We start from the raw sequence: 15,136 nt of genomic DNA, 5'->3' as shown, positions 1-15,136 counted from the left end.
GTGGTCGACCTCCGAGAGTGGATCTTCCAACGGGTCAATGGGACCGAGGGCGTTCCCATCCCCGGGCCGCTGGTGGGGCCGGAGGACTTCGAGCGGGTCTACAGCGACCCGGCCGCCGACGGGCGCAGCCGCGGGGCGGGCCTGTCGGACCTGTTCTGGTACTGGCTCGCGCCCGGCCCGCACATGCATCAGGAGCACCTTGAGCCCGGTGAGCGGTACAAGACGGTCGCGCGGACGACACGTCAGGTGCTGGCCGTCCCCCACCCGCGCTCCGACGAGCTGGCGACGGCCGCGACCCGGCGGATCCTCGACGCTCTTCCGACCGACCGGATCAGCCACGTACGGCTCCGGGACCTGATGATGCCGATCTGGGCCGAGGTCTCGTACGAGCTGGTGTTCGGCGCGGCCTGCCCGCGCGAGGTGCGGGACCTCGTCGTGGCGAACGCGGACGACGTGGTCACCGCGCTGAAGGGGATGGGTCTGCGGCACATGTCCCGGCGGGATCGGCTGACCCGCTACCTGCTGGACCGGATCGACGCGGGGACGTGCCCGGTCGTGCTGCCGCCGCCCTTCACCGCCCTGGAGACCGCCTGGTACCTGCAGGGCGCGTTCTTCAACACGGCCGTGGTGCAGATGTCGGAGGCCATGACACACATCCTGCTGTGCGCCCGGTCCGTCGAGGACACGTCGGACGACTCCCTCGACCGGATCATCGACGAGACGCTCCGCGTGTATCCGCTGTTCGGTATCGCACACCGGATCACCTCCGGACCTATCACCGTGGGAGATCACGCCCTCCCCACCGGATCGGTGCTGCTCTTCAACTACCGGGCCTACCAGCGCACCGGTCCCGCCGCCGACGACGAGTTCGACCCGGACCGCTGGCTGTCGTTGCGTCGGCAGGACGCGCACTTCATCCCGTACGGCGTGAACGCCAACCGGGCCTGTCCAGCGCGCGGCGCGGCACCGGTCCAGCTCCGCGCGGCGACCCGGGAGGTGCTACGGCGCTTCTCGGTCAGCTCGTCGGCAGCGCACACCCGGTCGCTGCCCAGTCGCGGTCCGGCGTACCTGACGCCCCGGGGCCTTCCGGGGCCCGGCGGCAAGCGGCTCGCTCTCATGCGGCAGCGCGACCGGCTCTTCGACGTGGGCCGCTCGGTGAAGCAACTGGTCTGCGGGACGTGGATGGTCGTCGACGCCCGACGACAGAAATTGTGCACCCGATTCTTCGAGGAGGTCGGCTCGTGACGCCCACTCAACTCGCCCCGCGGTTCTTCATCGCGGTCGCGGTCATCCTGCTCTTCTGCAAGCTGGTCGCCTGGCTCCTCGGCAAGGTGGGCCAGCCCGCCGTCGTGAGCGAGATGCTCGCCGGGGTGCTGCTCGGCCCGTCGCTGCTCGGCCTGCTCTGGCCGGGCGCGCAGGCCGCGCTCTTTCCCGCGCCGCTGCTGCCGATCCTGTACGTGGTCGGCCAGGTCGGCCTGGTGCTGTTCATGTTCCAGGCCGGATACGCCTTCACCTCCCACCGGCTGAACAATCTCGCCGGCACGGCGGGAGCGGTGTCGCTCGCGGGTGTCACCGCGCCGCTGGTGTTGGGCATCCTGCTGGTCCTGGGCGTGGCGGGCTTCGTACCGATCCGTGCGGACGACGTGTCGCTCGGCGTGTCCGCGGCGTTCGTCGGCGTGGCACTGGCGATCACGGCCTTTCCGATGCTTGCCCGGATAATCACCGAGCGCGGCCAGACCGGTACCCGGCATGGGATGCTCGCCCTGGCCAGCGGCGCGATCGACGACATGGTCGCGTGGATCATGCTGGCGGTGGTGCTGGCGTTCGCCTCGGGCGAAGCCGGCCCGGCCCTGGTCACCGCGGGTGGCGCGGTGCTGTTCGGGGTGGCGCTGTGGCTGGGTGGGCGGCGGGTGACCGGCTACGTGATGGGGTTCCCGGGCGACCGCGCGCGGCTGCTCGGCACGGTGGCGCTGCTCTTCCTGGTCGCCTGGTACACCGACGAGATCGGGCTCTACGCGGTCTTCGGCGCCTTCGCGGTCGGCGTGGTGATGCCGCGCTCCGAGCAGACCGACAAGGTGGTCGACACGCTGTCGCCGATCGCCGCGACGGTGTTCCTGCCGCTGTTCTTCACCTACTCCGGGCTGCGCACCGAGTTCGCGCTGCTGGGCAATCCCGCCGTCCTCGGATTCGCCGCCGCGTGTGTGGCCGTGGCGATTGCCGGCAAGTACGGCGCCTGCTGGGCCGCGGCCCGGATGCGCGGTGAGCCGAACGGGGTCGCCCTGCGCGTCGGCGCCCTGATGAACGCCCGTGGCCTGATGCAGCTGATCGCGCTCAACGTGGGTCTGGAGGCGGGCATCGTCAACCCGTCGCTCTTCACGGTGTTGGTGCTGGTCGCGCTCATCACGACGCTGATGACGACACCGCTGCTGAGCTGGATCGAGCGGCGCGAGGCCCGCACTCGCGCCGCTGCGCCCTCGCTCGTCACCGCCGGAACCCCGTAGATTGTTGTTTGCGACGACAAGTTTTCCGAGACATAGAGACATCTCGATCTGCCGGTGTCACTATCTATACATGAATCGACTCCTGCTCGTCGAGGACGACTCGGAGCTACGCGGGATGGTGGCCGAGACGCTGACCGGCGAGGGATACGTCGTCGACCAGGCCCCCGACGGCCAGCGCGGTCTGCACCTGGGGCTCACCCGGCCGTACGACGTGATGGTGATCGACCGACGCCTACCCGCCCTCGACGGGCTGGACCTGGTCGTGCGGCTGCGCTCCCGGGCGGTGGCCGCCCGGGCGCTGCTGCTGACCGCGCTCGGCACCATCGAGGACCGGGTCGCCGGCCTCGACGCGGGCGCCGACGACTACCTCACGAAGCCCTTCGACCTGGACGAGCTGAGCGCCCGAATCCGGGCACTCTGCCGCCGGACCACCGACTCCACCGAGGTGCTGCGATTCGGGTCGGGCCAGCTCGACCTCTCCGCCCGCGACGCCGTCCTGCCCGACGGCACCCGGGTCGCCCTCTCCGCACGCGAGTTCGAGTTGCTCCGGGTGCTCGCGGCCCGGCCGCTCACCGTCCACTCCCGCTCCGAGTTGCGCAGCCGGGTCTTCGACGAGGCCGCCGCGGCGTCCCTGGTCGACACGTACGTCTACTACCTGCGCCGCAAGCTCGGCCGCTCGGTGATCCGGACCGTCCACGGTCTCGGCTACAAGCTGGGGACCCTGTGAGTTTCGAGGACACCATGCTGCGCCGGGCCAGGGCTCGGGTCAGCCTGCTCGTCGGACTCACGATGACGGCGCTACTCGCCCTGGGCGCCGCCATCTCCTACGTCGCTCTGCTGCACAACCAGCACGAACAGATCGAACGCGAGCTCAGCTACGGCGTGGTCCACGGCACCATCAACGGACCGCCGGCCTGCAGCTGGATCATCCTGTCCGACGGCGGCCGCATCGACCTGGGCCGGAACCCGCCCCCGCCGGGCTTCCCCCTGCGGTCCGCCATCGACGCGGCGGCCCTCGACGGCCAGGTCCACAGCGACAAGGTCGACCGCAACGGCACGACCTACTACGTCCGCACCCAGCCCCGCGGCACGGGAGTCGTGCAAGCGGTGTTCGACGCGCGTTTCCAGCTCTCCGACCGGCGTCACCTGCTCGCCGCCTTCCTCCTCGCCGCGATCGTCGGCCTCGCCGCGGCAGCGCTCACGGGCATCGCCGTGGGCCGCCGAGCCGTGGCGCCGCTCGCCGAGGCGCTCGGCCGGCAACGCCGGTTCGTCGCCGACGCCAGCCACGAGTTGCGCACCCCCATCGCTCAGGTACACACCCGCGCCCAGATCCTGGCCCGCCGCGCCGGCGCCGACCGTGCCGACTACGACCGCCTGATCGAGACCACCGGCCGGCTCGGTGAGATCGTCGACGAGCTCCTGCTCTCTGCCCGCCTCGCCGCCACCCCGGTCGACCGGCACCCCGCCGAGCCCGTCAACCTGGCCCTCCTCACCGCCCAGGCCGTCGACTGCGAGGCCGACCGCGCCGGGGAGCAGGGCGTCCAACTGCACATGACCGTCCCGGACACCCCGGTTCTCGTCTGCGGCATCGCCTCGGCCCTGCGCCGCGTGGTCGGCGAACTGCTCGCCAACGCCCTCACCCACACCCCGACCGGCGGTCGCATCGACGTCGCACTGCACACCTCGCGCCGGGGCGCGGACCTGGTGGTCATGGACAGCGGAGCCGGCTTCGACCCCGCCGACGCGTCACACCTCTTCGACCGTTTCCACCGCGGCGCCGGGGCCGCGGACCGCCGCTTCGGTCTGGGCCTGGCCCTGGTGAAGGAGGTGGTCACCAGCCACGGCGGGACGATCTCCACCGACAGCCGGCCCGGCGCCGGGGCGACCTTCATCGTCCGGCTACCGACAGTTCCGCCGCAGACTCCCCTGAGCGCCCCGATCGGGCGAGGTACCACGCGAAACAGCTCAGCGGCCTGATCGGTATCCCCGACCAAGCCGCTGAGCTGCACAAACAAGGGTGGAGCCGAGGGGACTCGAACCCCTGACCCCCACACTGCCAGTGTGGTGCGCTACCAGCTGCGCCACGGCCCCTTGCCTCGCCCCGGTCGCCCGGGCACTGGGAAACTATACACAGACCCGCCCGCATGGTCATCTCGCGGGGTCCCCACCGGGGCGGGGTCAGTTCAGCGCCACGTCCGGCGGGAAGTGGGCGACGGCGGCCATCATCCCGCCCTGCCGGCGCAGCACCATCGGCCACAGGTCGTCCGGGCGGTCGACGAAGGCGTCGCCGGGCAGGGCGTCCAGCACAAACCAGGACCCGTCGGCGATCTCCTGCTCCAACTGGCCGCTGCCCCAGCCGGAGTAGCCGGCGAACACCCGGATGCCTCCGATGCTCTCGCGCAGCTTCTCCGGGTCGACGGAGAGGTCGATCGTGCCGACCGCCCCGGACACCTGGTGGAAGCCCTTGAGTCGCCGTAGCGGCTGCCGCATCCGGGCCAGGCAGATCGCCGAGTCGGGTTGCACCGGGCCGCCCTCGAAGAGCACCGCCGGGTGGCGAGCCAGGTCGCTCCAGTCGCCCAGCACCTCGGCCACCGGCACCTCGGTCGCCCGGTTCAGGACGACGCCGAGCGCGCCGCCCGGCTCGTGGGCGACCAGCAGCACCACCGTACGGTCGAAGTTCGGGTCCTTGAGCGCCGGAGTCGCGACCAGCAGCCGCCCGGTCATCAACTCCATCGCTCGTCCGCCGATCGCCTGGCCCTCTCCCTGCATCCCACCTACCCGTCAGCCGTGAGCCCGCACCCGGGATCCGTCATCCGCCGCCTCCGCACGGTGCATCGGTATCAGCCGCGCTGTCAACGCCATGCCTGGCACCATAGCCTGCGTCCCGGGCGCTGGCTAAGGTCTGAGCGGCGGGTGATCGGACAGTTGCGACGGAGGTTCTATGGCACCGACGGCGGACCTCGCGGTGATCGGCGGCTCGGGGCTGTACGCGCTCCTCGACGGCACCCCCCATGAGCTGGGCACCCCTTACGGCCCACCGTCGGACGCGGTGACCATCGCGGAGGTGGCCGGGCGACGGGTCGCGTTCCTGCCCCGGCACGGTTCCGACCACCGGTTCCCACCGCACCGAATCCCGTACCGGGCCAACCTGTGGGCGCTGCGCTCGCTCGGCGTACGACAGGTGTTGGCGCCGTGCGCGGTCGGCGGGCTACGCCCGGAGCTGGGCCCGGGCACGTTCGTGGTGCCGGACCAACTCGTCGACCGCACCAGCGGACGGGTGCAGACCTACTACGACGAGGGCGCGGTGCACGTGCCGTTCGCCGACCCGTACTGCCCGAAGGGCCGGCACGCCCTGCTCACGGCGGCGGCCGGGCGGGACGTCACGGCGGTGGACGGCGGGACCGTGGTGGTGGTCGAGGGCCCCCGGTTCTCCACCCGTGCCGAGTCCCGCTGGTACGCGTCGATCGGCGGCACTGTCGTCAACATGACTGGCCACCCGGAGGCGGTGCTCGCCCGGGAGATGGCGCTCTGCTACTCCTCCATCGCGCTGATCACCGACCTGGACGCCGGGGTGCAGGCGGGCGAGACGGTGACCCAGGAGGAGGTGTTCCGGGTGTTCGCGGCCAACACCGACCGGCTGCGGGACGTGCTGCTGGACGCGTTGGCCGCGCTCCCCGCCGAGCAGGACTGCGCGTGTGGTCGGGCGTTGGACGGCATCAAACTGCCCTTCACGCTCCCCTGAGCGCTCCCGGACGACCTCCCCGGACGCCGGAAAAGCCCGAAAGGTCTGTCACATCCCGATAGATTCGGCTGATCGGGAGGGCGGCCCACGGTCGCCCCTGCGCGCGAGCGGAGGCAGGCGACGATGGCAACGGTCCGGGACGCGACGTACGACGTGCTCCGCACCCTGGGCATGACCACCGTCTTCGGCAACCCCGGCTCCACCGAGGAGCCGTTCCTGCAGGACTTCCCGGCCGACTTCCACTACGTCCACGCGCTGCACGAGGCCACGGCCGTGGCGATGGCCGACGGGTACGCCCAGGCCGCCGGCCGGCCCGCGCACGTCAACCTGCACACCGCGCCGGGCATGGGCAACGGGATGGGCAACCTGGTGACCGCCTGGCACAACAAGACGCCACTGATCGTCACCGCCGGTCAACAGACCCGGGAGATGCTGCTGCTGGAGCCCCGGCTGACCAACCGACGGGCCGTCGAGCTGCCCGAGCCGTACGTCAAGTGGAGCTACGAGCCGGTCCGCGCGCAGGACATCCCGGCGGCGCTGCTGCGGGCGTACGCGACCGCCGTACAGCCCCCGGTCGGTCCGGTCTTCCTCTCCCTGCCGATGGACGACTGGGCCAAGCCCGCCGAGACGCCGCCCGCGGCGCGCTCGGTGGCGACCCGCTTCGGGCCGGACCCGCAGCGGCTGGAGATGTTCGCCCGGGTGCTGGCCGACAGCCGCGACCCGGTCCTGGTGTTCGGCCCCGGCGTGGACCGCTCCGGCAGTTGGCCGGCGGCCGTCGCGCTGGCCGAGCGACTTGCCGCACCGGTCTGGTCGGCACCGGCACCGGAGCGGGCCGTCTTCCCGGAGGACCACCCACAGTTCCGGGGCGTCCTGCCGTTCGCCATCGGGCCGCTCGCCGAGGCGCTGCACGGGCACGACACCGTCCTGGTCGTCGGCGCCCCGGTGTTCCGCTACTACCCGCACGTGCCGGGCAACCACCTGCCGGAGGGCGCCCGGCTGCTGCACGTCACGGACGACCCGGACGAGGCCGCCCGAGCCCCGGTCGGGGACAGCCTGCTCAGCGACCCCGGACTGGCCCTCACCGCCCTGCTCGACCTGGTGCCGGCCGCCGGCCGGCAGCCGCCGGCACCCCGGTCCGTCCCGCCGCCGCCGGCGGTCACCGTGCCGCTGAGCGCCGACGCGATGTTCGCCGCGCTGGCCGCGCACTGGCCGGCCGACGGCGTGCTGGTCCAGGAGTCACCGTCCAACCTGGCCGCACTGCGCCGCAACCTGCGCATCACCCGACCGGCGTCGTACTTCACGATGGCCAGCGGCGGCCTCGGCTACGGCCTGCCGGCCGCGATCGGGGTGGCCCTGGCGGAACGGGACACCGGGCGCGGCCGGCCGGTGGTCGCGGTGATCGGCGACGGCTCGTTCCACTACTCCGTACAGGCGCTCTGGACCGCCGCGCGCCTGTCCCTGCCCGTCGTGGTCGTCGTGCCGATCAATCAGCAGTACGCGATCCTCAAGGCGTTCGCCGAGCTGAAGGACACACCGGGGGTGCCCGGGCTGGACCTGCCGGGCTTGGACGTCACGGCCATCGCGGCCGGCTACGGCTGCGCCACCGAGGTGGTGCGAACCCCCGACGAGTTCGGCGCGGCCCTCGCGGCCGGGCTGCGCGCCGGGGGTCCCACCGTACTGCCGGTGCCGATCAGCACCGACGTGCCCACGATCCTCTGACCGGCGTACGGGGCGTCGTCACCGCGGGGCGATCGACAGCGGAGCGCCGTTGACGACATCCAGCACGGGCCGTGCCCCCAGCGGCGCGTCCAGGGTGACGGTGACCGGCTGCAGCTTGAGCATGGCGTTGCAGACGCCGGTGGAGCGGGTGACCGTGCCGCCGACCACCACCACGTCCGGCCGTTCCGACACCAGCGGGCTGATGCCCGTGTCACAGGAGCCGACGCCGAGGCGGACGGTCAGTCGTGCGCCGTCCACCGCCACGAGGTCCTGTGCGGCGACCACCCCGTCCGGTGGCGGCTGCGTCGGTGGGGACACCGAGGGGACCGGTGTGACCGCCGTCGGCGCGACGGCGAGCTGGGCCACCGGGGTGGCCAACTCCTCCACCGTGAACAGCCACGCCGGGACCTGCGCCTCGCCCCGACTCGTACGGACGGGCACGGTGCCGAGGGTCACCCCGGTGACGGTCAGCGGGAGGCAGGCCGTCTGCGTCGTGCTGGTGGCCCAACCGTCCGGCCCAGGCTCGACCGTGGGACCGCCGGGGGTCGGTAGTCCGGGCCGCTTCGGCCGACCCGGGCAGGGCAGCGGGTCGCCCTGGGCGAGCTGCCGGTACGCCTCGGCGGCGCTGATGAGCGGCAGGGTCAACCGGCCGTCCGGAAAACGGATCTCGCCACTGACACCGGTCGACGGGATGGCGACCTGCGCGCGGTACCAGCCGGATCGGAAGGCCGTCTCGGTGTCCGGGGTGAAACGCGGATCGCCGGTGAGCACGGTCGGGGCCTGGAGAGGGACGTACCCGTCAATCCAACCGGGACCGGGCCGCCAGGCCGCAGCGACCGCGGCGGCCCGGTCGTCGAACGCACGGTGGGTCGACGCGGTGGGGCCGACGGCGGAATCGGCGGCGGGGCCGAGGCCGGGCGTGGCGCAGGCCACCATGGACAGCAGGGGCAGAACGAGCAGCAGGACCGGTCGACGCATGCCGGGTTCGACGGTGCCGCCGCGGCGTCGGTTCCGGCGTCGGCTCAGGTCTCGCCACCCAGATCCGTCTGGTACGCCTGCCACAGCAGGTTCGCGCCACGACGCCGGTGCCGGGCGAGCACCCCCAGCAGGTGACCCGTGAAGTGGCGTAGCTCGTCGGGGCTGGCCTCGGGCCGTTCCGCGACCCGCTGCACGGCCAGGATCGCGGCGACGATCGCGGCGTGCTCCCGGGTCAGCAGCCGGATGCCGTGGTCGAGGCGGGGCGAGTGGGTGAGCAGTTCCCGATAGAGGCCGGCCGACCCCTCGGTGACCCGCACGTGCTCGGCGAAGTCCCGCCGGACCGGACGCAGGCGCAGCAGCACGGTATCGCGCCAACGAGGTTCGGTCGTTACGACGGCGACGGCCCGGGTCAGGGCGTGCAGGTCGGCGGCGAGCCCGGCGGAAATCGGCCCGGCGGCGAGGTCGGACGGATGCGGACGGGTCGCGCCCGACGGCTGCTGGACTCCACCGGTGACCATGGCACCTCCCGCGCCGCTACCCCGTACCGTGATGGTGAACCCGCCCGTTCGCCCTGTCCAGGGTCCTTCTGGTGCTCATCCACCTCATCAGTCACAAGGCCCACTCGTGGCCCAGGGGTCGCGGATGTCGCAGCGCCGGCACCGGTCGCGGCAGCTCAGGCGTCCGCCAGTCGGCACAGTTGGGCGGCGACGGCGCGAGCGTCGGGTGCAGCCTCGGGCCCACCCGCGACGAACGCGTCAGCCAGCGCGCGCAGCTCGGGCGGCGGCAGGACCGGCAGACCCATGCCCCGAAGCGGGATCGTAGCCCGCTGCCCGCTGACCCGATCGGTGACGACGATGGCCGAAGGACCACCACGGCCCTCCGGGTCGCGGTACGGCCCGGGGTCGACGCGTACGTTGGCGAGATCGACGGTTCGGCTGCGCAGCGCACCTCGCACGTGCACCCGGCTCCCGTCCAACCACGCGGCCGTCCGCAGCACCCGCAGCACCAGGTAGACACCGAGCAGGACGAACGGGAGCCCACACAGCCCGAGGAACAGCCCCCGCCCCGACCCGCCTCCGGATTCCCGCAGCGCGGGCGGCAGCATGCCGGGCGGCAGATCGCGGGCCTCCTCGTAGGTGGCGAACCCGTCCCCGGGGCCGGTGAGGCGACGCAGCAGCCCGCCGGCGATCACCGGCCCCAGCACGAATGCCACCCCGACCGCCGCGACGAGCACCCCCGTCACCACCGCGAGCGTGCGTTGACCGGCTGACGCGCCGACCGACAGACGCAGTCCCTGGTTCGCCACAGCCGCAGCGTAGGCGGCGAAGCCCCACTCGTCACATACGACGATGCGCCCCGGCCGGTGGGCCGGGGCGCATCGTTTCGAGGTGGTGGAGGTGCCGGGAATCGAACCCGGGTCCTTCGCCGGTTTGTCAGGGCTTCTCCGAGCGCAGCTCGCTGTGCCTCTACTCGGCCCCACCGCTCACGCGAGCAAGTTGGTGTGACGGGCCCAGTCGCTGATTGATCTCGCCGCACGGACCCCGCGACCGGGTCCGATTGGCCAGCCTTCTAGCTGATGCCGGCTACTGGGACGAAGGCGTTCCCAGGCCGACAGACTTAGCTACTCGCCTCAGGCGGCGAGAGCGAAGTCAGCGCGAGTGTTCTTGGCGCTTATAAGTTTCCGACGACCGATTCTCGAGACGACGTCGGCTTCCTCGGCTCGCTTCCCCTGTCGCTGCGTACGAAGTCGAAACCAGTCACCCCCTCGACAGGCCACCGATGTGGTGGCACTGACAAGCCTAACGCCTGCCGCAACCGCTTTCATCCCGAGCCCCGGGGCGGCACGCCGACCCGGACAAACAGGATGAACTAGTCGTCCATTCCCTTGCCGCGTCGACCGGACACCCGGGCGATCTCCCGGTCCGCGTCCCGCTTGGCGAGGTCCTGCCGCTTGTCGTACGACTTCTTGCCCTTGGCCAGGGCGATCTCCACCTTGGCCCAACCGTCGGAGAAGTAGACCTGCAACGGGACGATGGTCAGACCGCCCTCCCGGGTCTTGCCGACCAGCTTGTCGATCTCGCCACGGTTGAGCAGCAGCTTGCGGGTACGCCGGGGCTCGTGGTTGGTCCAGGTGCCCTGGGTGTACTCCGGGATGTGCATCGCGTGCAGGTACAGCTCGCCGTCGCGCTCCTGGGCGAACGCGTCGACCAGCGACGCCCGCCCGGCCCGCAGCGACTTGACCTCGGTGCCGGTCAACGCCATGCCCGCCTCGTACGTGTCGAGGATCGCGTAGTCGTGGCGCGCCTTCTTGTTGGAGGCGACCACCTTGCGCCCCTTCTCCCGTGGCATCGGCGCCACCCCCTTCCCTGGTTCGTCCGACCGCGGGTCACCCCGGCCGGACAACCGATCATGCTACCGGAGTAACAAGGACCCTCCCGCGCCGTTTATTTCCGGCGGCGGGAGGGTCCTTGTCAGACGACGAACTCGACTAGGTCCTGTTTCATGAGGGCGGTCGAGCCGAGGCGGAGTCCGGGCGGCGATCCGGCAAGGCGCGGGGGTGTCCGGATACCGGTGCTGTATCCGGACACCCCCGCAACGCCGCCGGTCGTCGTCCGGGCCCGCCGCAGGCCGACCAGTTCTTGTGAAACAGGACCTAGACCCGCAGGTAGAAGCGCAGGGTGATCCAGGCGGTGGCGGCGCTGACCAGGCCACCGACGAAGGCCATCAGCGGGAAGATGACCAGGATGTCGCCCCAGCTGATCGGCGACAGCAGACCCTGCAACGCCTTGAGTGACCCGTCGAAGAGCAGATATTTCGCTGCCACCAGCGCCACCAGACCGAGCAGTGCGCCGATCAGACCGGCTACCACGGCCTCCAACACGAACGGCGCCTGGATGAACCAGTTGGACGCGCCGACCAGCTTCATGACCGCCACCTCGCGCCGCTTGCTGTACGCGGCGACCTGGATGGTGTTGGCCACCAGGAGCAGCGCGGCGATCGCCATCACGACCGCGGCGGCCAGGGCGATGTTCTGGATCGCGGTGAGCACGTCGAAGATCTTGTCCAGGAGCCGGCTCTGGTCGACGATCTCGTCGACGCCCTCGGTCTCCTTGTACTGGTCGTAGATGTTCTTGTACTGCTCCGGGTTCTTCAGCTTGAGCCGGAACGACTCCGGAAGCTGATCCGGCTTGACCGCGTTCACCAGGTCCGGCGCGTCCTGGTACATCTCCTGGAACTTCTTGTACGCCTCGTCCTTGTTGACGTAGATGACGTCCTTGACCAGGGGGTCGTTCTTCAGCTTGTCGTTCAGGTCGGTGCGCTGCTGCTCGCTCACCTCCTGGGTCAGGAAGATCGAGACCTCGATGTTCTTGTAGTAGAGGTCCTTCATGTCGTCAACCTGGCGGTACATCAGACCGCTGGCACCGAGCATGGTCAGCGAGACCGCCATCGTGATGATCATCGCGACGGTCATGGTCACGTTGCGCCACAGTCCGACCAGTACCTCGGACAGGACGTATTTCACGCGCATCGGGATTTCCTCCGGGTCTCCGGCATGAGGTGTTCGTCGTCAGGCTGCGAAAGGGGTGAAGCGCCGGCTCACCCGTAGACGCCGCGGGCCTGGTCACGCACGATGCGGCCGCTCTCGATCTCGATGACGCGGCGGCGCATCTGGTTCACGATGTTGGAGTCGTGCGTGACCATCACGACGGTCGTGCCGGTGCGGTTGATCCGGTCCAGCAGACGCATGATCTCGATCGAGGTGTCCGGGTCCAGGTTTCCGGTCGGCTCGTCCGCCAGCAGGATCAGCGGACGGTTCACGAACGCCCGGGCGACGGCGACCCGCTGCTGCTCACCACCGGAGAGCTCGTGCGGATAGCGATGCTCCTTGCCACCGAGCCCGACCAGCTCCAGCACCTCCGGCACGACCCGGCGGGCGACCGCCTTGGTCTTGCCGATCACCTCGAGAGCGAACGCCACGTTCTCGTAGGCGGTGCGGTTCGGCAGCAGCCGGAAGTCCTGGAAGACGCAGCCGATCGAACGCCGGAAGTGGGGTCGCTTCCAGGAGCGCATCGACGTGACGTCCTTGCTGTTGACGATGACGCGTCCCTTGTTGGGGGTCACCTCGTGCAGCAGCATCTTGATGATGGTGGACTTGCCGGAGCCGGATGGACCGATGAAGAAGACGAACTCGCCCTTCTCGATCGAGACGGACACGTTGTCGAGCGAAGGCCGGGACGCCTTCGGGTACGTCTTCGTCACTTGCTCAAGCTGAATCACGGGTGGTGAGTCTACGCGGTGTAACAACTGAGCCAAGCCCCACGCCCCGCAGTTGGGGCGCGCGTCGTCGAATCAGGCTCTCACCTGGAGATCGATGACGCGCTCCGCCCACGCATCGTTACGCACTGTCGCTGGCGAGCTGCCGCTGCTTACGCCAACGGATACCGGCCTCGATGAAACCGTCCAGCTCGCCATCGAAGACGGCGCTCGGATTGCCGGTCTCCTGCTCGGTTCGGAGATCCTTCACCATCTGATACGGGTGCAGGACGTACGAGCGCATCTGGTCGCCCCACGAGCCGGCGGCGTTCTCCTTGAGGCCCTCCAGCTTGGCCTGTTCCTCCTGGCGCTTGCGCTCCAGCAGCCGTGCCTGGAGGACCCGCAGCGCGGAGGCCTTGTTCTGCAGCTGGGACTTCTCGTTCTGGCAGGTCACCACGATGCCGGTGGGGATGTGGGTGAGTCGGACCGCCGAGTCGGTGGTGTTGACGCTCTGCCCACCGGGGCCCGAGGAGCGGTAGACGTCGGTCCGGACCTCGTTCTCCGGGATGTCGATGTGGTCGGTCTGCTCGGTGACCGGCAGCACCTCGACGCCCGCGAAGCTGGTCTGCCGGCGGCCCTGGTTGTCGAACGGGCTGATCCGGACCAGCCGGTGGGTGCCCGACTCGACGCTGAGCGTGCCGTAGGCGTAGGGCACCTTGACGGCGAAGGTGGCCGACTTCAGGCCCGCCTCCTCGGCGTACGAGGTCTCGTAGACCTCCGTCGGGTAGCCGTGCCGCTCGGCCCAGCGCAGGTACATCCGCAGCAGCATCTCGGCGAAGTCCGCCGCGTCCACACCGCCCGCGCCGGCCCGGATGGCCACCAGCGCCTCCCGGGAGTCGTACTCGCCGGAGAGCAGGGTGCGGACCTCCATCTCCTGGATGGATTTGGTCAGCCCGGTGATCTCCGCCTCGACCTCGGTCAGCACACCGGGGTCGGACTCGGCCTCGGCCAACTCCAGCAGCACCCGGGCGTCGTCGAGCTGGGAGCGCAGACTGCCCAGCTTGCTGATCTCGCCGTTGACGTACGACAGCTGCGAGGTCACCTGCTGAGCCTTGGCCTGGTCGTCCCACAGGTCGGGGGCGGACGCCTCCTGCTCCAGGCGGGCCTTGTCCTCGTGCAGCCGGTCCAGATTGAGGACGGCCTCGATGTTGCGCAGGGTCGCGTCGAGTTCCTTGAGCTGTTCGGCGTAATCGGCAGCGGTCACGACAGACAAGCGTACTGCGCGGACGAGGAGTGAGCTTGCGAGCCCCGCAGGTCCGCGCCAAATAAACTCCGCGTTCCGGAAGCCGCGGCCCGTTCGGTGTCCGTGAAACCGCCGACGGTCACCCGGCGGGGGCGGACTTCAGCCAGGACAGGGCCGCCCGGTGGTAGGCGACGGCGAACTCCAGCGCGCTGGCGTCGTACGTCTCGCCGTCCCGTTTGGCGTTCTTGACCTGCTCCCGGACCTGGGCGAGGGCCTCGGTGTGGTATTCGTTGGCCGAGGCGTACAGGCTCTTGAGCTGGCTGGACGAGTGGAGGTTGCCGAAGGCCATCCGGAGCGCGATCGGGTTGCGGATGGTGTCCCGCCCCGGGTTCTCCGCCAGCCAACGGGAGAACGTCCGTTTCCCGCTGGCGGTGAGCGCGTACGGCTGGCTCATTCGGGGGCCCGGCTTGCCGAGCCGTACGTAGCCCCGCTCGGCCAGGACCGGCAACTCGCGGTAGACCTGACTACGGGTCATCGACCAGTAGGGCGCCAGCCGGCGCTCTGCGGCGGCCATCAACTGGCCGCCTGTCATGGGACCCTCGTGGAGCAGCCCGAGAAGGGCCGCCGCCGTGGGGTTGACTCCGGATTCCGCCATGCCCGTTACGCTGCCACTTTGCGCTGCCGGCGTCCAGGATTTGG

General features: G+C 70.5%; 15 protein-coding genes, 1 tRNA gene and 1 other RNA gene. 6 read left to right on the top strand and 11 right to left on the bottom strand.

The genetic code is table 11. The annotated features are described in order from the left end of the window. The 4 genes from AB0B55_RS20155 to AB0B55_RS20140 all read left to right on the top strand — a co-directional run bounded on the left by AB0B55_RS20155 (window position 1) and on the right by AB0B55_RS20140 (window position 4,478). Window positions 1–1,245: a cytochrome P450 gene (locus AB0B55_RS20155; RefSeq protein ID WP_357172827.1), complete on the top strand. Its 1,245-nt coding sequence runs from the start codon at window positions 1–3 to the stop codon at window positions 1,243–1,245. Next, complete coding sequence (locus AB0B55_RS20150) at window positions 1,242–2,501, top strand: cation:proton antiporter (RefSeq protein WP_357127982.1); 1,260 nt, start codon at window positions 1,242–1,244, stop codon at window positions 2,499–2,501. Before AB0B55_RS20155 ends, AB0B55_RS20150 begins: the two co-directional genes overlap by 4 nt. Window positions 2,502–2,571: 70 nt before the next feature. Further along, window positions 2,572–3,228 (top strand): response regulator transcription factor, encoded by a 657-nt coding sequence (locus AB0B55_RS20145; RefSeq protein WP_357127985.1) that lies wholly within the window; start codon window positions 2,572–2,574, stop codon window positions 3,226–3,228. Then, window positions 3,225–4,478 (top strand): HAMP domain-containing sensor histidine kinase, encoded by a 1,254-nt coding sequence (locus AB0B55_RS20140; protein WP_357127988.1) that lies wholly within the window; start codon window positions 3,225–3,227, stop codon window positions 4,476–4,478. Before AB0B55_RS20145 ends, AB0B55_RS20140 begins: the two co-directional genes overlap by 4 nt. Window positions 4,479–4,519: 41 nt before the next feature. Here AB0B55_RS20140 and AB0B55_RS20135 read toward each other — a convergent pair. Together AB0B55_RS20135 and AB0B55_RS20130 are read right to left on the bottom strand one after the other, a co-directional pair. Next, a tRNA-Ala gene (locus AB0B55_RS20135) sits at window positions 4,520–4,592 on the bottom strand. A gap of 87 nt (window positions 4,593–4,679) precedes the next feature. Then, window positions 4,680–5,270: a YqgE/AlgH family protein gene (locus tag AB0B55_RS20130; RefSeq protein ID WP_357127995.1), complete on the bottom strand. Its 591-nt coding sequence runs from the start codon at window positions 5,268–5,270 to the stop codon at window positions 4,680–4,682. Window positions 5,271–5,442: 172 nt separating this feature from the next. Between AB0B55_RS20130 and AB0B55_RS20125 the strand changes: the two genes are divergently transcribed. Both AB0B55_RS20125 and mdlC read left to right on the top strand, forming a co-directional pair. Continuing rightward, window positions 5,443–6,243 carry an S-methyl-5'-thioadenosine phosphorylase gene (locus AB0B55_RS20125; protein ID WP_357127998.1) on the top strand — a complete coding sequence of 267 codons (801 nt, stop codon included), beginning with the start codon at window positions 5,443–5,445 and terminating at the stop codon, window positions 6,241–6,243. Window positions 6,244–6,366: 123 nt separating this feature from the next. Then, complete coding sequence (mdlC, locus tag AB0B55_RS20120; protein ID WP_357172824.1) at window positions 6,367–7,962, top strand: benzoylformate decarboxylase; 1,596 nt, start codon at window positions 6,367–6,369, stop codon at window positions 7,960–7,962. An 18-nt stretch (window positions 7,963–7,980) separates the two neighbouring features. Here mdlC and AB0B55_RS20115 read toward each other — a convergent pair whose 3' ends face one another. From AB0B55_RS20115 to AB0B55_RS20075, 9 genes are all read right to left on the bottom strand, one after another. Further along, a complete protein-coding gene (locus AB0B55_RS20115) occupies window positions 7,981–8,940 on the bottom strand; it encodes a hypothetical protein (RefSeq protein WP_357128004.1) in 960 nt (319 codons plus the stop codon). Window positions 8,941–8,984: 44 nt separating this feature from the next. Continuing rightward, a complete protein-coding gene (locus tag AB0B55_RS20110; RefSeq protein ID WP_357172821.1) occupies window positions 8,985–9,458 on the bottom strand; it encodes a hypothetical protein in 474 nt (157 codons plus the stop codon). 155 nt (window positions 9,459–9,613) lie between these two features. Further along, window positions 9,614–10,246, bottom strand: coding sequence for a hypothetical protein (locus tag AB0B55_RS20105; RefSeq protein ID WP_357172819.1), 633 nt, complete (start codon window positions 10,244–10,246; stop codon window positions 9,614–9,616). A gap of 83 nt (window positions 10,247–10,329) precedes the next feature. Beyond that, window positions 10,330–10,705: a transfer-messenger RNA gene (ssrA, locus tag AB0B55_RS20100) on the bottom strand. Between the two features lie 104 nt (window positions 10,706–10,809). Continuing rightward, window positions 10,810–11,289 carry an SsrA-binding protein SmpB gene (smpB, locus tag AB0B55_RS20095; RefSeq protein WP_124775313.1) on the bottom strand — a complete coding sequence of 160 codons (480 nt, stop codon included), beginning with the start codon at window positions 11,287–11,289 and terminating at the stop codon, window positions 10,810–10,812. Between the two features lie 304 nt (window positions 11,290–11,593). Further along, entirely contained in the window at window positions 11,594–12,469 is an 876-nt protein-coding gene (ftsX, locus tag AB0B55_RS20090) for a permease-like cell division protein FtsX (protein ID WP_355052001.1), read from the bottom strand. A 68-nt stretch (window positions 12,470–12,537) separates the two neighbouring features. Next, window positions 12,538–13,218, bottom strand: coding sequence for a cell division ATP-binding protein FtsE (gene ftsE, locus AB0B55_RS20085; RefSeq protein WP_007455859.1), 681 nt, complete (start codon window positions 13,216–13,218; stop codon window positions 12,538–12,540). Window positions 13,219–13,336: 118 nt separating this feature from the next. Then, window positions 13,337–14,458 (bottom strand): peptide chain release factor 2, encoded by a 1,122-nt coding sequence (prfB, locus tag AB0B55_RS20080; protein ID WP_357134759.1) that lies wholly within the window; start codon window positions 14,456–14,458, stop codon window positions 13,337–13,339. A gap of 118 nt (window positions 14,459–14,576) precedes the next feature. Next, entirely contained in the window at window positions 14,577–15,092 is a 516-nt protein-coding gene (locus AB0B55_RS20075) for a PadR family transcriptional regulator (RefSeq protein ID WP_266249116.1), read from the bottom strand. Window positions 15,093–15,136: the final 44 nt, after the last annotated feature.

The sequence above is a fragment of the Micromonospora sp. NPDC049107 genome (assembly GCF_040648595.1).
Lineage (GTDB): Bacteria > Actinomycetota > Actinomycetes > Mycobacteriales > Micromonosporaceae > Micromonospora.
The sequence above is the reverse complement of the archived record's forward strand: the minus strand, read 5'-3'. Positions and strand labels throughout refer to the sequence as shown.

Bases quoted from the DNA above. Each gene is read 5' to 3' on its own strand.
- smpB (WP_124775313.1), bottom strand. From the start codon at position 11,289: ATGCCACGGGAGAAGGGGCGCAAGGTGGTCGCCTCCAACAAGAAGGCG.
- AB0B55_RS20115 (WP_357128004.1), bottom strand. From the start codon at position 8,940: ATGCGTCGACCGGTCCTGCTGCTCGTTCTGCCCCTGCTGTCCATGGTG.
- AB0B55_RS20125 (WP_357127998.1), top strand. From the start codon at position 5,443: ATGGCACCGACGGCGGACCTCGCGGTGATCGGCGGCTCGGGGCTGTAC.
- AB0B55_RS20110 (WP_357172821.1), bottom strand. From the start codon at position 9,458: ATGGTCACCGGTGGAGTCCAGCAGCCGTCGGGCGCGACCCGTCCGCAT.
- mdlC (WP_357172824.1), top strand. From the start codon at position 6,367: ATGGCAACGGTCCGGGACGCGACGTACGACGTGCTCCGCACCCTGGGC.
- AB0B55_RS20145 (WP_357127985.1), top strand. From the start codon at position 2,572: ATGAATCGACTCCTGCTCGTCGAGGACGACTCGGAGCTACGCGGGATG.
- AB0B55_RS20130 (WP_357127995.1), bottom strand. From the start codon at position 5,270: ATGCAGGGAGAGGGCCAGGCGATCGGCGGACGAGCGATGGAGTTGATG.
- ftsX (WP_355052001.1), bottom strand. From the start codon at position 12,469: ATGCGCGTGAAATACGTCCTGTCCGAGGTACTGGTCGGACTGTGGCGC.
- AB0B55_RS20075 (WP_266249116.1), bottom strand. From the start codon at position 15,092: ATGGCGGAATCCGGAGTCAACCCCACGGCGGCGGCCCTTCTCGGGCTG.